Annotated in this window: 17 protein-coding genes; 12 read left to right on the forward strand and 5 right to left on the reverse strand. The window is 26.7% G+C overall.

The window, feature by feature from the left end; genetic code table 11:
• Window positions 1–44: 44 nt before the first annotated feature.
• The 11 genes from ATH_RS02620 (at window position 45) to mnmE (ending at window position 9,710) form a co-directional block, all read left to right on the forward strand.
• The gene (locus tag ATH_RS02620; RefSeq protein WP_066390604.1) at window positions 45–1,256 is read left to right on the forward strand and encodes a porin; all 1,212 of its coding nucleotides are present in this window, start codon (window positions 45–47) and stop codon (window positions 1,254–1,256) included.
• Window positions 1,257–1,374: 118 nt separating this feature from the next.
• Window positions 1,375–1,575 carry a hypothetical protein gene (locus ATH_RS02625; protein WP_066390601.1) on the forward strand — a complete coding sequence of 67 codons (201 nt, stop codon included), beginning with the start codon at window positions 1,375–1,377 and terminating at the stop codon, window positions 1,573–1,575.
• Window positions 1,572–1,847, forward strand: a complete 276-nt coding sequence (locus ATH_RS02630) for a type II toxin-antitoxin system YafQ family toxin (protein WP_066390598.1) — start codon at window positions 1,572–1,574, stop codon at window positions 1,845–1,847. The genes ATH_RS02625 and ATH_RS02630 overlap by 4 nt, the downstream gene beginning before the upstream one ends.
• A gap of 224 nt (window positions 1,848–2,071) precedes the next feature.
• Window positions 2,072–2,329 (forward strand): hypothetical protein, encoded by a 258-nt coding sequence (locus tag ATH_RS02635; RefSeq protein ID WP_066184937.1) that lies wholly within the window; start codon window positions 2,072–2,074, stop codon window positions 2,327–2,329.
• A gap of 116 nt (window positions 2,330–2,445) precedes the next feature.
• Window positions 2,446–5,025 carry an ATP-dependent Clp protease ATP-binding subunit gene (locus ATH_RS02640; protein ID WP_066390596.1) on the forward strand — a complete coding sequence of 860 codons (2,580 nt, stop codon included), beginning with the start codon at window positions 2,446–2,448 and terminating at the stop codon, window positions 5,023–5,025.
• A gap of 81 nt (window positions 5,026–5,106) precedes the next feature.
• Window positions 5,107–5,241, forward strand: coding sequence for a 50S ribosomal protein L34 (gene rpmH, locus ATH_RS02645; RefSeq protein ID WP_066171877.1), 135 nt, complete (start codon window positions 5,107–5,109; stop codon window positions 5,239–5,241).
• On the forward strand, window positions 5,229–5,564 hold the full coding sequence (rnpA, locus tag ATH_RS02650; RefSeq protein WP_083202027.1) for a ribonuclease P protein component: 336 nt from the start codon (window positions 5,229–5,231) through the stop codon (window positions 5,562–5,564). Before rpmH ends, rnpA begins: the two co-directional genes overlap by 13 nt.
• Window positions 5,561–5,896 carry a membrane protein insertion efficiency factor YidD gene (gene yidD / locus ATH_RS02655; RefSeq protein WP_066184934.1) on the forward strand — a complete coding sequence of 112 codons (336 nt, stop codon included), beginning with the start codon at window positions 5,561–5,563 and terminating at the stop codon, window positions 5,894–5,896. The genes rnpA and yidD overlap by 4 nt, the downstream gene beginning before the upstream one ends.
• The gene (gene yidC / locus ATH_RS02660) at window positions 5,889–7,484 is read left to right on the forward strand and encodes a membrane protein insertase YidC (RefSeq protein WP_066390593.1); all 1,596 of its coding nucleotides are present in this window, start codon (window positions 5,889–5,891) and stop codon (window positions 7,482–7,484) included. The genes yidD and yidC overlap by 8 nt, the downstream gene beginning before the upstream one ends.
• Before the next feature lie 12 nt (window positions 7,485–7,496).
• Window positions 7,497–8,363: a Jag N-terminal domain-containing protein gene (locus ATH_RS02665; RefSeq protein WP_066390589.1), complete on the forward strand. Its 867-nt coding sequence runs from the start codon at window positions 7,497–7,499 to the stop codon at window positions 8,361–8,363.
• A gap of 3 nt (window positions 8,364–8,366) precedes the next feature.
• Complete coding sequence (mnmE, locus tag ATH_RS02670) at window positions 8,367–9,710, forward strand: tRNA uridine-5-carboxymethylaminomethyl(34) synthesis GTPase MnmE (protein WP_066184931.1); 1,344 nt, start codon at window positions 8,367–8,369, stop codon at window positions 9,708–9,710.
• Between the two features lies 1 nt (window position 9,711).
• Here mnmE and ATH_RS02675 read toward each other — a convergent pair whose 3' ends face one another.
• Together ATH_RS02675 and ATH_RS02680 are read right to left on the reverse strand one after the other, a co-directional pair.
• On the reverse strand, window positions 9,712–10,197 hold the full coding sequence (locus ATH_RS02675) for a SixA phosphatase family protein (RefSeq protein ID WP_066184930.1): 486 nt from the start codon (window positions 10,195–10,197) through the stop codon (window positions 9,712–9,714).
• 82 nt (window positions 10,198–10,279) lie between these two features.
• A complete protein-coding gene (locus ATH_RS02680; protein WP_066184929.1) occupies window positions 10,280–11,491 on the reverse strand; it encodes a sensor domain-containing diguanylate cyclase in 1,212 nt (403 codons plus the stop codon).
• 139 nt (window positions 11,492–11,630) lie between these two features.
• On the opposite strand from ATH_RS02680, the gene htpX reads away from it, so the two are divergent.
• Window positions 11,631–12,476 carry a zinc metalloprotease HtpX gene (gene htpX / locus ATH_RS02685; RefSeq protein WP_066184928.1) on the forward strand — a complete coding sequence of 282 codons (846 nt, stop codon included), beginning with the start codon at window positions 11,631–11,633 and terminating at the stop codon, window positions 12,474–12,476.
• 5 nt (window positions 12,477–12,481) lie between these two features.
• On the opposite strand, the gene ATH_RS02690 is transcribed toward htpX, so the two are convergent.
• From ATH_RS02690 to ATH_RS02700, 3 genes are read right to left on the reverse strand one after another with little or no spacing between them, the layout of a single operon-like run.
• Window positions 12,482–13,552 carry an AAA family ATPase gene (locus tag ATH_RS02690; protein WP_066179897.1) on the reverse strand — a complete coding sequence of 357 codons (1,071 nt, stop codon included), beginning with the start codon at window positions 13,550–13,552 and terminating at the stop codon, window positions 12,482–12,484.
• Window positions 13,549–14,481, reverse strand: a complete 933-nt coding sequence (pdxA, locus tag ATH_RS02695) for a 4-hydroxythreonine-4-phosphate dehydrogenase (RefSeq protein ID WP_066184927.1) — start codon at window positions 14,479–14,481, stop codon at window positions 13,549–13,551. Before pdxA ends, ATH_RS02690 begins: the two co-directional genes overlap by 4 nt.
• Window positions 14,474–15,256 carry a pyridoxine 5'-phosphate synthase gene (locus ATH_RS02700; protein WP_066184926.1) on the reverse strand — a complete coding sequence of 261 codons (783 nt, stop codon included), beginning with the start codon at window positions 15,254–15,256 and terminating at the stop codon, window positions 14,474–14,476. The genes pdxA and ATH_RS02700 overlap by 8 nt, the downstream gene beginning before the upstream one ends.
• Window positions 15,257–15,276: the final 20 nt, after the last annotated feature.

Here is a 15,276-nt window from a genome sequence, read left to right on the forward strand (position 1 = left end):
GTTTTTGTAAATCGACTTTAATTTCGAAATTCTAGGAGAAAACGATGAAAAAAATTACAAAATTAAGTTTAGTAGCAGCTGTTGCAGTTGCAGGTCTTACAAGTGCAAGCGCGAAACCACTTGAAGAAGCTATCAAAAATGTAGATGTATCAGGATCTGTTGTATATAGATATGATAACTTCGATGATTCAAAAGCTTCAAGAACAGATAATAACAACTATAAAATTGGAGTAAACTTATCTTCAAAAGTAAATGATTATGTTAAATTTAATGCAAGAACAATTGTAGGATCAAAAGATCATGGTGGATTTGCAGCTTTAAGTGCAAAAGATGGGGGAGCTGATGGACAAGCTGATGTTTCTGTATCAAATGCATACTTTGGATTAAATGTTATTCCTAATACAACAGTTAATATTGGTAAACAAGGTTTAGCTACTCCATATACAAAAGCTCTTGATATTAATGGAAATGAGCAAACAGGTACAGGTATTTTAGCTATCTCATCTCTTGGAATGTTTACTGTTGGAGCTGGTTACTTTAATAACTCTAACTTAAATAAATCAACTGAGATTAACGGAACTATGGGATTTAAAACTACTACTGTAAATAATGGAATAGTTGACGGTGGAAAAGATATTGGTGTTGTTACTGCTCAAGCTGATTTTGATGTAGTTAAAGTTGAATTATGGGGATTAAATATTGCTAATACTCTTGCTACATATACAGTTGCTGTAAATGGTAACTATAATTTAGCAGAAGATGCAAAAGTTGGTTTTGATGCAAGATATGTAAATTTAAATCAATCAAATGTAGAAGATGATAGTTCACTTATTAAACTAGCTGTTGATGGTAAATTTGGAATTGTTAATGCAAAATTAGGATATGCTCAAACAGATAAAAAAGGTGGATTAACTTCACTTGACCAAGATGGACAAAATACAACTCTTGGATGGGGAATTTCTATAAACGGTTTAGCAAAAGCTACACACATTCAAGCAGCAGTTGGATTAGACATTTTAGATAACTTAAACTTTACTGTAAATTATGGAACATTAGAGTCTAAAGCAGATGGTCTAGCTTATAGTTATACTAATAATGGAAAATTAAAAATGGAAGAAGTTTATGGACAATTAACATATAAAATGTCTAAAAACTTAACTACATATGTAAGATATGGTACTCTTGAGCAAAAACAAGGTGGTACAAAAGAAATGGATCAAAATAGAGGAAGATTACAAGTTGCATATACATTCTAATTTTTTTAGAGTATAAAACTTTTTCTTACAAAGCTTGGGCTTCGGCTCAAGCTTTTTTTTTGCCTTTTTACTTATAAATTTGATATAATCTTCTCTAAAATATTTATAAAGGAATAAAATGCTTATAACTATAGAGAATGCAGATAAAAAACTTTTAGATGTTATTAAAAGTATTATAAAACTTACACCAAATGCTAATTTAAAAATTGAAAAAGAACCAACAAATGAACTACTAGAAGCTATAGAAGAGCTTAAAAATGGAAAAGTTGAAAGTTTTAAAGATTTCCAAACTTATAAAAAAGCTATGGAAGATAAATAGTGTTTGAAATAGTAACAACTCTAAAATTCAAGAAACAAAGAAAAAGATTAAAACAAGATGATAAAGATTTAGTTGATAATATAGTTTTTATGTTGGCAAATAATCAAATTTTAGATAAAAAACATAAAGACCATCAACTAAAAGGTAATTTAAAGGAGTTTAGAGAGTGTCATGTAAAACCTGATTTACTTTTAATATACAAAAAAGAGAATAGTATTTTAGTTTTTACTTGTGTAGCAGTTGGTTCTCATAGCAATTTATTTAAAAAATAAAAGTACATAAAAAATCAACTTTATGTTGATATAAAATTTATACTTTGATATAATTATTCCAATTTGAACTTAGCATTTTATATTCTTGTAGGAGTGACTACCTACTAGATAAAAGCTGAAGGGATAGGGGTTTCCCTATCCCTTTTTAATTACAAAATGTAATATTTCTTCCTCTTGCTATCTTTTTTTGATAAAATCTAGAATTAAATTTTCAAGGAAACAGAATGCAAAATTTATCAAATTTAGTGGTTTACAATGATGGGGAACTAGAACTAAAAGTTTCGGTTGATAGCGAAACAATTTGGCTAACACAATTACAAATGTCTCAGTTATTTGATACAAGCACAGATAATGTAGGCTTGCACTTAAAGAATATATATTTAGAAAAAGAGTTAAATGAGAATTTAACTACCGAGTTTTTCTCGGTAGTTCGAAAAGAAGGAAATAGATTAGTAAAAAGTGCTTTGCCTTTTCAAAGATGAGTTTGGATTCTTTAAATTTAAATCATAAAATAAATTAAATATTAATAAAATAATACTTGACAAACTTTGACTAAAGTTGTATTATTTCTTTAGCAGTTAAATACAAGGAGTGCTAAATGAATAGTAATATATTTGAACAAATGACAAATCAATTAAGAGAAGCAATAGACTCAAGTCTAAATCTAGCTTTACACAATAAAAACCAAGAAGTAGAGATATCTCATCTTATTTGGGCATTACTTACAAATACAAATTCTGTATTAAATCAACTTTTAAATAAGATGAATATAAACAAAAAAGCAATAGAACTAGAAGCAAAATCAAAAACAGAAAAACTAGCAAGTGTAAGTAGTGTTACAAAAGATAGTATAAAAATATCAAGAAACCTATATGAAAGTTTTCAAAAAGCAGCTGGTATGATGAGCAGCTTAGGAGATAGTTATATAGCTATTGATTCATGGCTTATAGCAAACTTTGATAATCAAACTTTTAAAGATATTTTAGGAAAATATATAGATTTAAAAGAGGCAAAAAAAGAGCTTGAAGCAATGCGAGCTGGAAAAACAATAGATAATCAAAGTGCAGATGATAATCTAGAAGCTTTGAGTAAATATGGAATAGATTTAAACAAACAAGCAATAGATGGAAAGCTTGATCCAGTTATTGGAAGAGATGAACAGATAAATCGTATGATGCAAATCTTAATACGAAAAACAAAAAATAACCCAATCTTACTAGGAGAACCAGGTACTGGTAAAACAGCTATTGCTGAAGGATTAGCTCAAAGAATAGTAAATAAAGATGTTCCTTTAAGTTTACAAAATAAAAAAGTAGTAGCTCTTGATATGAGTTCACTTATTGCTGGTGCAAAATATAGAGGAGAGTTTGAAGATAGATTAAAATCAGTTATTGATGAAGTTAAAAAAGATGGAAATATAATACTTTTTATAGATGAAATACATACAATAATTGGTGCAGGTGCAAGTGAAGGAAGTATGGATGCAGCAAATATCTTAAAACCAAGCCTTGCAAGAGGAGAGCTTCATACAATTGGTGCAACAACTTTAAAAGAGTATAGAAAATACTTTGAAAAAGACCAAGCTATGCAAAGAAGATTTCAGCCTGTAAATGTAAATGAACCTAGCGTTAATGAAGCTTTACAAATTTTGCGAGGAATAAAAGAGAAACTAGAAACTCACCATAATGTAACTATAAATGATAGTGCTTTAGTTGCAGCTGCAAAACTATCAAATAGATATATAAGTGATAGATTTTTACCAGATAAAGCAATAGATTTAATAGATGAAGCAGCAGCAGAACTTAAGATGCAAATTGAAAGTGAGCCAACAGTTCTATCTACAATTAAAAGAGAGATTCAAACTTTGCAAGTAGAAAAAGAAGCTTTAAAAATGGAGAAAAATCAAAAAAATGAAGCTAGATTAAAAGAGATAGAAAAAGAGCTTGCAAATAAAAAAGAGGAGAAACAAAATCTTGAGTCAAGATTTGAAAATGAGAAAGAGACTTTTAATAAAGAAAGTATCTTAAAATCAAAAATAGATGAACTAAAAACAAAAGCAAATATAGCAAAAAGAGAGTCAAAATTTGAAGAAGCAGCAAAGATTGAATATGGAGATATTCCAGAATTAGAAAAACAAATTGAAGAAAACTCTAAAAAATGGGAATCTATGCAAAAAGAGGGAACTCTTTTAAGAAATAGTGTAGATGAAGAAAGTATTGCATCTATTGTTTCAAGATGGACAGGAATTGCTGTAAATAAAATGCTTGATAGTGAAAAACAAAAGATATTAAAAGTAGAAGAAGTTTTAAAACAAGATGTAATAGGTCAAGATGAGGCTATAAAAGCAATAAGTAGAGCAATAAAAAGAAATAAAGCTGGACTTAGCCAAGAAAATAGACCAATAGGAAGTTTTCTATTTTTAGGACCAACAGGAGTTGGAAAAACTGAAAGTGCAAAAACTTTAGCTAAGTTTTTATTTGATGATAGTAAATCACTTATAAGATTTGATATGAGTGAATATATGGAAAAACACTCTGTAAGCAGACTTGTTGGGGCTGCTCCTGGCTATGTTGGATATGAAGAGGGTGGACAATTAACAGAAGCTGTGAGAAGAAAACCATATAGTGTGATACTTTTTGATGAAGTAGAAAAAGCACACAATGATGTATTTAATATCTTATTACAAGTTTTAGATGATGGAAGATTAACAGATAATAAAGGTGTTACAGTTGATTTCAAAAACACTATTATAATACTTACTTCAAATATTGGAAGTAGTAAAATAATAGAGATAAAAGATAAAGAAGATAGAAAAAAAGCTGTGATGGATGATTTAAAATCTCATTTTAGACCAGAGTTTTTAAATAGACTTGATGATATTATAATTTTTGAGCAGTTAAATCTTGAAGCTATTACAAATATTGTTGATATATTGTTTGAATCTATTAAGAAAAAACTTGTAGATAAAGGTATAGAGATAAGTTTAACAAAAGAGGCAAAAGAGTATATTGCAAAAGTTGGATTTGATCCAGTTTATGGAGCAAGACCTTTAAAAAGAGCAATATATGAAGAGATTGAAGATAGATTGGCTATTTTAATACTTGAAGATAAAATCAGTGAAAATAGCAAAGTAGAATTTGATTTAAAAGATGATGAAATAATTACAAAAATATCATAAAAAATCTTTTTCTAAAGAGAGTTTTAAGTAAGGATTATATACAATCCACAACTTATTTAGCAATTTTGAGGAAAAACTAAGATGAAAAGAACATATCAACCACATAATACTCCAAAGAAAAGAACTCACGGGTTCAGAGTAAGAATGTCTACTAAAAATGGTAGAAGAGTAATTAACGCTAGAAGAGCTAAAGGAAGAAAAAGATTAGCTGTTTAAGCAAAGAGTATAGATTAAATACTCAAAAAGAGTTTAACAAACTCTATAAAAGCGGCAAAAGTTGGCATACGCTAAGCTTTGTCGCTTTTTTTATTCCAAATAATAAATTCAAATTAGCTTTTGTTGCATCAAAAAAGATAGGAAATGCAGTAGCTAGAAATAGTGCAAAAAGAAGATTAAGAGCCACATTGCTTGGATATGAAAAAAGTTTAAAAGAGGGAAGCTATATTTTTGTAGCAAAAAAAGAGATAGAAAATAAAAAGTTTCTTGAACTAAAAAAAGATTTTAACTTCGCATTAAAAAGACTAGAAGTTCTTAAATGAAAGCTATATCAAAGGCTTTTATCAGATTTTATCAAAAATACATTTCAATTTTATCATATGGTTCGTGTAGATACTATCCAACTTGTTCGCAATATGCATTATGGCAATTAGATAATAATGGTTTTTTTAAGTCTATTTTTTATACAATATTACGAATTTTAAAGTGTAATCAACTTTTTGATGGAGGATTTGATTATCCAGTAGTAAAAGGTGCTCTTAAATTTAAAAATATCAAGTATAAAAAAATAAAAGTAATATATTGGTATGTACCTTTGAAAAACAATAGATATTTAGTAGTAAAAAACAGGGAGTGGAAGAGAGATAATGAGTAATTACAATCAAAATAGTGGTATGCAAAGACGAATGATCGTTATGACAGTTTTAGTTTTTGTATTTTTTATAGCATATGAATTTTTGGTTTTAAAGCCAAAACAAGAAGAGAGAGCTTTACAAGCACAAACAGAACAAGAACAAAAGGCAAATAGTGCTCCAGATGTTCAAACTGTACAAAGTGTTGATAATAGTGTAAATAGTAATACAGCTATTGCACCAGCTGTTATTGATAATTCAAAAATAGTTACAAAAATAACAAGTGATAAAAACATTATTGAAATAGATAATTTAGGAAGAGTTGCACAAGTAACACTTCTTGAAAGCAAATACAAAGATGAATATGGAAAAAATCTTACTCTATTTTTGGCAAATCAATTAAAACCTCTTGAAGTTAGATTTCAAGATGCAAACTTAAATCAAGAGGCTTTTAATGTTGATGTAGTTGCAAGTTTGTCTTCAATTGATGCAAGTACAGAAGCACAAGAACTTACTTTAACTCAAAAATTAAGTAGTACAACTCTTACAAAGAAATTTACTTTTTATCCAGATGGGCATTATGATTTAGAAGTAAGCTCTACAAATGATAAACAATTTTTTATAACAAATGGATATAGACCTGAAGTTATAGTTGATATGTATGCTGTTCATGGATTTATGGCAAAATTAAATGATGATAGTTTAGAAACTATTGAAGATGGAGATATTAAAGCTCAAAAAACTATTACAGGAGCAAAGTTTATATCAAATTTTGATAGATATTATGCAACAGTAATTTATAACTTCAAAAATTCAATGCAAGTTACACTTATGCCTGATAATGATAAAAACCCACAAGCATTTATTCATGCTGGAACAAATATAGAGTTTAGTGGATGGATGGGACCAAAAAACCATAAAGAACTAGCAGCATTAGATCCTGAGCTTGTAGATGTTATTGATTATGGATGGTTTACATTTATTGCAAAACCTATGTTTATATTACTTCAATTTTTACAAGGATATATTGGAAATTGGGGATGGACTATTGTTGTTCTTACGATTTTAATTAAACTTGTTCTTTATCCTTTATCATACAAAGGTATGATGAGTATGCAAAAACTTAAAGAACTTGCTCCAAAAATGAAAGAGATTCAAGCTAAACATAAAGATGATAAACAAAAACAATCTATGGCTATGATGGAACTTTATAAAAAACATGGTGCAAATCCAATGGGAGGATGTTTACCTCTACTTTTACAAATTCCAGTATTTTTTGCTATATATAGGGTTTTAATTAACTCTATTGAATTAAAAGGTTCAGAGTGGATTTTATGGATTGATGACTTAGCATTAAAAGACCCTTTCTTTGTATTACCAATATTAATGGGACTTACAATGTATATCCAACAAAAAATTACACCAAATACAATGCAAGATGAGATGCAAAAGAAGATTTTCCAATTGTTACCAATTATATTTACATTCTTCTTCTTATGGTTCCCAGCAGGATTAACACTTTATTGGTTTGTAAATAATGTATTTACTATCGCTCAACAATATACTATAAATAGAATATTTGAGAAGAAAAAAGCTATAAGTAAAATCTAAAGTAGAAGAGACATGAAAAAGTTTGAGGCAAATAGTTTAGAAGAAGTTTATGATTTAGCTAAACAAGAGTTTAAATGCTCTATTACTGAGTTGGTTATTGAAGTTATTCAACAACCAACTAAAGGTTTTTTAGGTTTTGGAAAGAAAAAAGCTATTATTTGTGCATATTGTAAAGAGAACTCTAATGATAGTTCAAATAGACAAAGAACTTATAAAACAAAAGATATAAAAATAGAAGACACAAATAAAAAGATAAAAGAGTCTTACTCAAATGATAAAGAGAAAATAGAAGAAGATAAAATTAGCTATGAGTATCAAGCTCCAAGTGTAGAAAAAAAAGAGAAAATATTTGACAATTTTTATAATAGTGATGCAGATTTAGAGATTTCAAAAATTATTATGAAAAAGAGTAAAGAAGAGATTGTAAAAGAGGTAAAAGATGGAGTTGAGCTTCTTTTTGCAAAAACTTGTTTTAAAATTGATGAGATAAAAGTTGGATATTATGATGAAGAAACAATATTTATAGAATTTTATGGAGAAGATTCAGCTTTATTAATTGGTAAAGAAGGATATAGATATAAAGCTTTATCATATATTTTATTTAATTGGATAAATGAAAAATATGGATTAATGCTAAGATTAGAGGTTGCAGAGTTTTTAAAGAACCAAGAAGCAGCAATTTATCTATATTTAGAACCAATTATTGAATTAATAAAAGAGAAAGGTAGTTTTAAAACTAAACCTCTTGATGGAATTTTAGTACATATTGCTCTTAAAAAGCTAAGAGAAGAGTTTCCTTTAAAATATGTTGCAGTAAAAACAAATATAAAAGGTGAAAAATATGTTCTTGTAAATGAGTACAAGAGTAAAGAGGATTAAATATTGTATTTAGATGATACAATTATAGCTATTGCTACACCTTTAGGTCTTGGCTCTATAAGTATTATTAGAGTTTCTGGTAAAGAGGCTCTTAATATTGCAAAAAAAATCTCTAAAAAAGAAGAATTACTTCCTAGATATGCTACTTTATCATATCTTTATGATGAAAAAAATAATCCAATAGATGAAGCTATTGTTATATATTTTCCAAATCCAAACTCTTTTACAGGAGAAGATATTGTTGAGTTTCAACTTCACGGTGGAGTTGCTATAACAGATATGATATTTAATCTAATATTATCTTATGGTGCTAGAATTGCAAATGCTGGAGAGTTTTCAAAAAGAGCTTTTTTAAATGGGAAAATTGATTTAAGTAAAGCAGAAGCTATTTCAAAAATAATTGAAGCAAAGAGTCAAAATGCTGTAAAACTTCTTGCTAGACAACTTAAAGGCGAACTTAAAGAGTTTGTTGAAGATATTAGAGAAGATCTACTTTTTATGCTTGCATATACAGAAGTTTCTATTGATTATGCAGAAGAAGATTTACCCACAGATATTTTTGAAAAGATTGAAGAGAAAATATCAAAAATTGTAATAAAACTTGAAAATAGTTTGAGTGCAAGTAAAAGAAGAGAAGGGCTTATTGAAGGTTTTAAAATAGCAATTATTGGTAAGCCAAATGTTGGGAAATCTAGTCTTTTGAATAAACTTTTAAACTATGATAGAGCAATTATTTCAAATATAGCTGGAACTACAAGAGATACGATTGAAGAGAGCATAAAAATAGGATCACATATTATAAAAATTGTTGATACGGCTGGAATTAGAGAAGATACAGATGATTTTATTGAGAAAATTGGTATCGAAAAATCTATCAAAAGTATAGAAGATGCAAATATTGTTTTAGCTTTATTTGATAATAGTGAAAAACAAAGTAAAGAAGATTTAAAGATACTTGATATTTTGGAAGAGAATAGAGATAAAAAGATAATAAAAATTTTAAATAAATGTGATTTAGAAAATAGATTTTCTAAAGAACTTTTAAAAGACTTCATCTCTTTAAGTGCTCAAAATAGTATAGATGAATTAAGTCAAAAGTTAGAAAATATTTTAAACGATTCTATTGGAGAAGATGAGTTAACATTGGTATCCAAAAGACAAATTCAAAGTGTTGAAAATACTTTAGAAAATATAAATTCTGCTAAAAACCCACTTCAAAGTGGTGAGCTTGAATTTTTTGCTCATTATATAAATGAAGCTTTACTTGAAATATCAAATATCACAAGACCATATGATAATGATCAGATGTTAGATGTAATGTTTGGTGAATTTTGTTTAGGAAAATAGACTAAATATCACCAATTTTTATATATTTTACAAGTTTTGCATTTGACTTATCAATATCAATCCATGAATCACAATCAAAGTTTATTTGTAATATAGCTCCATTTTCAACTCTTTCTTTGAAACCTAAAAGAGTTACTGCAAGTGCAGTTAATGATGGATTATGTCCAATTACAAGAAGATTATCAACACTATCATAAGTATAAGTGATAGTTTCTATTAATTCATTTACAAAAGCCATATATAGAACTTCATTTAGCATTATAGTTTTTTTATAATTTAAGTTCTCTGCGAAAATATCAGCAGTTTTTCTTGTTCTTATAGCAGGACTAGCAACTATTAAATCTATATTTTGATTTAATGAAGAGAAGTGCTTAGCCATTTTTAATGTATCTTCTAAGCCTTTTTGGCTTAAATCTGTATCATAGTCATAATCTTGTGGATTTTCTTCTTTTGAACTTGAATGTACTGTAATAAATAGTTTTTTCATTTTTTAAGTTTCTCTTAAATAATATAATTTTTTTAATCATATCTATCTTTTGATTAATCAACAATAAAGAAAATATTAAAGTCTAATTTTTGTATGCTATAACTCTATTTTTTCCATCTTTTTTTGCTTTAAATATAGCTAATTCTATTTTTCTTAATATTTCATGACTACTGTTTTCTACTGAAGCTTCAATAATACCTAGACTTATAGTTACTTTTTCTACTTTGTCAAATATCTTACCTTCACAATTGTTTTTTAATCTTTTTGCTAAAATATAGCTTTCATTTAGATTTGTGTTTGGCAAGATTATTGCAAATCTATCTCCACCAATTCTGAAAATTTCTACATTATTTGGAAGAGAATTTTTTGTAAGTATTGATATCTCTTTTAAAATATTATCACCAAAATCGTATGAAAAATCTCTATTTATATCTTTAAAATCATCAATATCAAATATTATTAAAGAAAACACCTCTTCTTCAATATTATTTAGATATTTATCTAGTGTTTTAGAAAAATAAACTCTATTGTTTAGTTTTGTTAAGGGATCTATTAAAGACTCTTTTTCTAAGTCATTTTTTTGTTTTACTAAAAAGTTAAATTTTCTTAATAAAATATTAGAGATTATAAATGCTAAAATTATTGCAAGTATTATAAAAATAAGAGCAATAACTAAAGTAATATAAATATTTTCTTCATAGATTGAACTATCTTGAATATCTTTAATTCTTGATTGTCTTTCTATATCACTTATATAAAAACCACTACCTAAAATATAATTTGTTTCTGGTATTTGTTTTACAAAAGATATTTTATCTTCTAGTCTATTTGTTTTTGGATTTAGCCAAAGATATTCCAAAAATCTATCTTTTTGATAATCTGTTGTAATTTGTTTTATTACTTTATTGTAGTTTTCATCTTCAAATATAAAAAGATTTTCACCTTCTAAATGTGTTAAAAAAGAGTGAATAATTACATTACCGTTTGTATCAAAAATAAAATAGTAGTCATTTGTTTTGTTATTAAGTGATTTTAAAAGATTTAAAAAAGTTTTATTATGTTGTTCTTTTTTTGCTGTTAAGAATATCTGATTTTTATAAATCTGAACTGCTAAATTTACATTTGTTTTAACTTGAGCTTTTTCTCTTTCTATAAGAGATTCTTTGTATGCTAATTGGCTATTCTCAATATATATTTTGTATCCAGAGATAATAATATAAAAAATCCCAGCAACTATTAGAGGTAAAATTGTAAGAGGAGCATATCTTATAAAAAATATAATATTTCTTTCCATATTAAGCCTAAAATCCTATTTTGTATCTAAACTTGATTGTACAGTTTTTTATATAAATATTTGTTTTTAAATAATTAAAAAATCATAAAGAACTATTAATCAATTTTTGTTAAAATCACTAAAAAAATTAGGAGATGAAATGGAACAGATAAAAACAGTCTTTTTTCTTACACTTCTTACAGTTCTTTTTGTGTTTATTGGATTTAGCTTTGGTGGAACAAATGGAATGCTAATAGCATTTTTAATAGCTTTAGCAATGAATCTTTATGCTTATTATTTTTCAGATAAACATGTATTAAAAAGGTTTAATGCAATACAGATTGAAGATTCAAGGCACCCTGTTTATAAAATTACTAAAAAGCTTGTTCAAAAAGCAAATCTTCCTATGCCAAAAGTTTATATAATAGAAGATAATATCCCAAATGCTTTTGCAACTGGAAGAAATTATGAGAATTCGGCAATTGCAGTTACTATTGGACTTTATGACTTATTAAATGAAGATGAACTAGAAGGTGTAATTGCTCATGAATTATCTCATATAAAACATCATGATATTTTAATAGGAACTATCGCAGCAGTTTTTGCAGGAGCTATTGCTATGATTGCAAATATGATGCAATTTAGTTCAATGACTGGAAATAATAGGCAAAATCAAAATCCAATTATTATGATAATTATGGCTATTTTACTTCCTCTTGCTGCTTCTATTATACAAATGAGTGTAAGTAGAAGTAGGGAGTTTATGGCAGATGAAGGGGCTGCTAGGATGACAAAAAATCTAAGTGGACTTCAAAATGCATTAAGAAAATTAGAAAACTATGCTTCAAGAGGAGTTGTTCTAAATAATGCCAATGAAGAAACAGCTCATATGTTTATAGTAAATCCATTTAGTGGAGTTAAATCAAATTTTGCTAATCTATTTAGAACGCACCCAAAAACAGCTGATAGAATAGCTAGACTAGAAAGTTTAAAAAGAGAAATTTAAAATTCTTAGCTTAATGCCCACTCAAAAAAAGAAAATATCTCTATTTTTATAGAGCTATTTTTGATTTTTCCACTATTTGAGATAGTTACAATTTCTAGCTCTTTTATATTAAATTCTTGACAAGTTTTTATCACTTTTTTCATGAGATTTTGTGTTGTAGCCTCATTGAAAAATGGAATAACTAAAATAGCCGTTGATATTTCAGGTATATAAAAATCAATAAAATCTATATAATAAATTGTTTTAAATCTATCATTTAATTCTAAAAAAATCATATTTGAAAACTCTTGTTTAAATCTTTTTTGGAAAGAGAAAGAACTTTGCAATGCATGATTATAAGAGTAAATCTTTTTTGAAGAGTTTTTTTGATTAAACTTTTCTACAAAAAAGAATATGTTTTGCTCTTCAAAGTTTTTGCAAAGCTCATAAAATCTATCTTTGGATATTTTTATTTTAGATTTTAAACTATTAAATAGTTGAAATATTGATTTTTTCTCATCAATATTTTCTAGAAGAAGTTTAAAAGCCATAAATTCTGTATTATCTTTTAATTCTTGTTTTATAATTTCTTGAACTCTTTGAACTCTTTTATTCTCTTCTAAAAAGATAGTTTCTGCAAAATTCCCAAATTTTAGAAAGCTATTAAAACTAGAAGTTATATTTAATTGTTTATTATCAAAAAGTAAATACTCTTCAAAATCTAAATTTCCTAAATAAATTTTAGAAAATCCTTCAATATTTATATCTTTATGAGATGAAATTACAATATTTTCACAATTTAATGGAAAATATTTATAAGGAAAATTATCTAAAACTAAAATAGATATATTATGTTTGTCTATAAAATCTTGTAAATGTGCTAATTCATCTTCAATATCTATATTTCTAAGATCAGAAAAATCAATATACAAAAGCTCTTTTTTCTCAAAATTTGATATGAAATCCATAATAAGATAGCTTTTTCCTACTTTATATGCACCTATTATTAAAGTTTTTTTATTTTCAATTTTCTTTTTTCGTTCTAGAAAATTTATCTTTACAAAATTTTGCTCATAGTTTTCACTTAGAAGTTTCATCGGTTTTTACTTAAGCTAATAGCTTCTTTTACTGCATTTATATAGCTTGTCTTATTTGGTTGTTTATTCTTGTAAGCTATATCAAAAGCAGTTCCGTGATCAACACTTGTTCTAATTATAGGAAGATTTAAACTTACATTTATGCTTTCATCAAAATATAGAGCTTTTAATGGTATTAAACCTTGATCATGATACATAGCTATAAAATATTTATAGTTTTTTCTTGAATTAGGACTAAAAGCAGTATCAGGAACTAAGGGATTAGAAAAAATATCTTTTTCTAAAATAGAGTTAGCTTTTTTTATTGCTTTTACTATCTTTTTCTCATCATTACCTAAAACACCACCATCTCCAGCATGTGGATTTAGAGCTAATACAGCTACTTTTGAAGCATTGGTACAAGAGTGAAAATCCAAGAAAAATTTTGTAAGTTTTTTTGTACTTATATTTTTTACAATATCTTTCAATGCAATATGTTCAGTAAATAAAGCTACATACATTTTAGAACAACCAAGCATCATAATTGCATCTTTTTTAAATATATCTCTTAAAACTTCTGTATGACCTTTATAAGATATCTTAGCTTTGTTCCATGATTCTTTGTTTATAGGAAGTGTACAAATAGCATCTACTTCTTTCTTTTTTGCTAAATTTATAGCATCAATAAATGAGTGAAACGAGTATAAACCTGCATTTTTTGAAACTTTTGAAGGAGTTATTTCAAAATATCCTTTAGTTTCAAAAATAGAGAAATCTTTTGGAATTTTAATTTTTAAAAGTTTTGAAGCTTTCTCTAATAAATTTTTATTTATGCAATAAATTGGAGAACAAATTTTCTTAATTTCATTATGTGAATTTAGAGCAATTTCTAATCCAATTCCATTTAAATCGCCAATACTAATAGCAATTTTAGGAATATTTTTACTCATTTATTAAGCTTTTCATCTCTTTTATAGCATTTTCTAGACCTGTAAAAACAGATCTTGCAATAATACTTTGCCCAATATTTAACTCTATAATATCTTTAATTTCACAGATATTTTTAACATTTTGATAGTTTAATCCATGACCAGCTGCAACTTTTATACCTAAATTAGAAGCAAAATTTGAAGATGCTTTTATATCTTCTAAACTTTTATCAAGCATAGATTTTAGTTCTTCTTTACTAAGTTCAAGTTCTTTTATTGAGTGTTGAGTATTTCTTAGGTTTGAGTAGAGCATTGCATAAATATTTGCATAAGTTCCTGTATGAAGCTCCACAAAATCTGTTTCTAACATATTTGATAACTCTATTGCTTTATGTGAAGGATCAATAAAAAGTGAAACTTCTATATCATTTTCTTTTAATTTTTCTATTGTTTTATTAATTTTATCAAAGTGATTTTCTAAATCAAGTCCACCTTCTGTTGTAACTTCATCTCTATTTTCTGGAACTAAAGTAACTCTATAAGGTTTTAATGAACAAACAATATCAATAATATCTTCATTTATTGAGCACTCAAGATTAACAGGAAGAGCTGATTGTTCTATTATAGCTTTTGCATCAATATCGTGAATATGTCTTCTATCTTCTCTTAAATGAATAGTAATTTGATCTGCACCTGCAAGTTTACAAATACTTACAGCATCAAGTGGATTTGGATCATTTATTTTTCTAGCTTCTCTCAAAGTTGCTATGTGATCAATATTTACACCAAGTAACATATTCTTTCTCCTTTTAATTT

Origin of the sequence: Aliarcobacter thereius LMG 24486 (assembly GCF_004214815.1) — a bacterium.
Classification (GTDB): Bacteria; Campylobacterota; Campylobacteria; order Campylobacterales; family Arcobacteraceae; genus Aliarcobacter; species Aliarcobacter thereius.

What these genes read in the sequence shown, in the direction of transcription:
- ATH_RS02640 (WP_066390596.1), top strand. Translation starts at nt 2,446, where the DNA reads ATGAATAGTAATATATTTGAACAAATGACAAATCAATTAAGAGAAGCA.
- ATH_RS02625 (WP_066390601.1), top strand. Translation starts at nt 1,375, where the DNA reads ATGCTTATAACTATAGAGAATGCAGATAAAAAACTTTTAGATGTTATT.
- ATH_RS02675 (WP_066184930.1), bottom strand. Translation starts at nt 10,197, where the DNA reads ATGAAAAAACTATTTATTACAGTACATTCAAGTTCAAAAGAAGAAAAT.
- ATH_RS02680 (WP_066184929.1), bottom strand. Translation starts at nt 11,491, where the DNA reads ATGGAAAGAAATATTATATTTTTTATAAGATATGCTCCTCTTACAATT.
- ATH_RS02620 (WP_066390604.1), top strand. Translation starts at nt 45, where the DNA reads ATGAAAAAAATTACAAAATTAAGTTTAGTAGCAGCTGTTGCAGTTGCA.
- htpX (WP_066184928.1), top strand. Translation starts at nt 11,631, where the DNA reads ATGGAACAGATAAAAACAGTCTTTTTTCTTACACTTCTTACAGTTCTT.
- ATH_RS02635 (WP_066184937.1), top strand. Translation starts at nt 2,072, where the DNA reads ATGCAAAATTTATCAAATTTAGTGGTTTACAATGATGGGGAACTAGAA.
- yidC (WP_066390593.1), top strand. Translation starts at nt 5,889, where the DNA reads ATGAGTAATTACAATCAAAATAGTGGTATGCAAAGACGAATGATCGTT.
- ATH_RS02665 (WP_066390589.1), top strand. Translation starts at nt 7,497, where the DNA reads ATGAAAAAGTTTGAGGCAAATAGTTTAGAAGAAGTTTATGATTTAGCT.
- rpmH (WP_066171877.1), top strand. Translation starts at nt 5,107, where the DNA reads ATGAAAAGAACATATCAACCACATAATACTCCAAAGAAAAGAACTCAC.
- pdxA (WP_066184927.1), bottom strand. Translation starts at nt 14,481, where the DNA reads ATGAGTAAAAATATTCCTAAAATTGCTATTAGTATTGGCGATTTAAAT.
- yidD (WP_066184934.1), top strand. Translation starts at nt 5,561, where the DNA reads ATGAAAGCTATATCAAAGGCTTTTATCAGATTTTATCAAAAATACATT.
- ATH_RS02700 (WP_066184926.1), bottom strand. Translation starts at nt 15,256, where the DNA reads ATGTTACTTGGTGTAAATATTGATCACATAGCAACTTTGAGAGAAGCT.
- ATH_RS02690 (WP_066179897.1), bottom strand. Translation starts at nt 13,552, where the DNA reads ATGAAACTTCTAAGTGAAAACTATGAGCAAAATTTTGTAAAGATAAAT.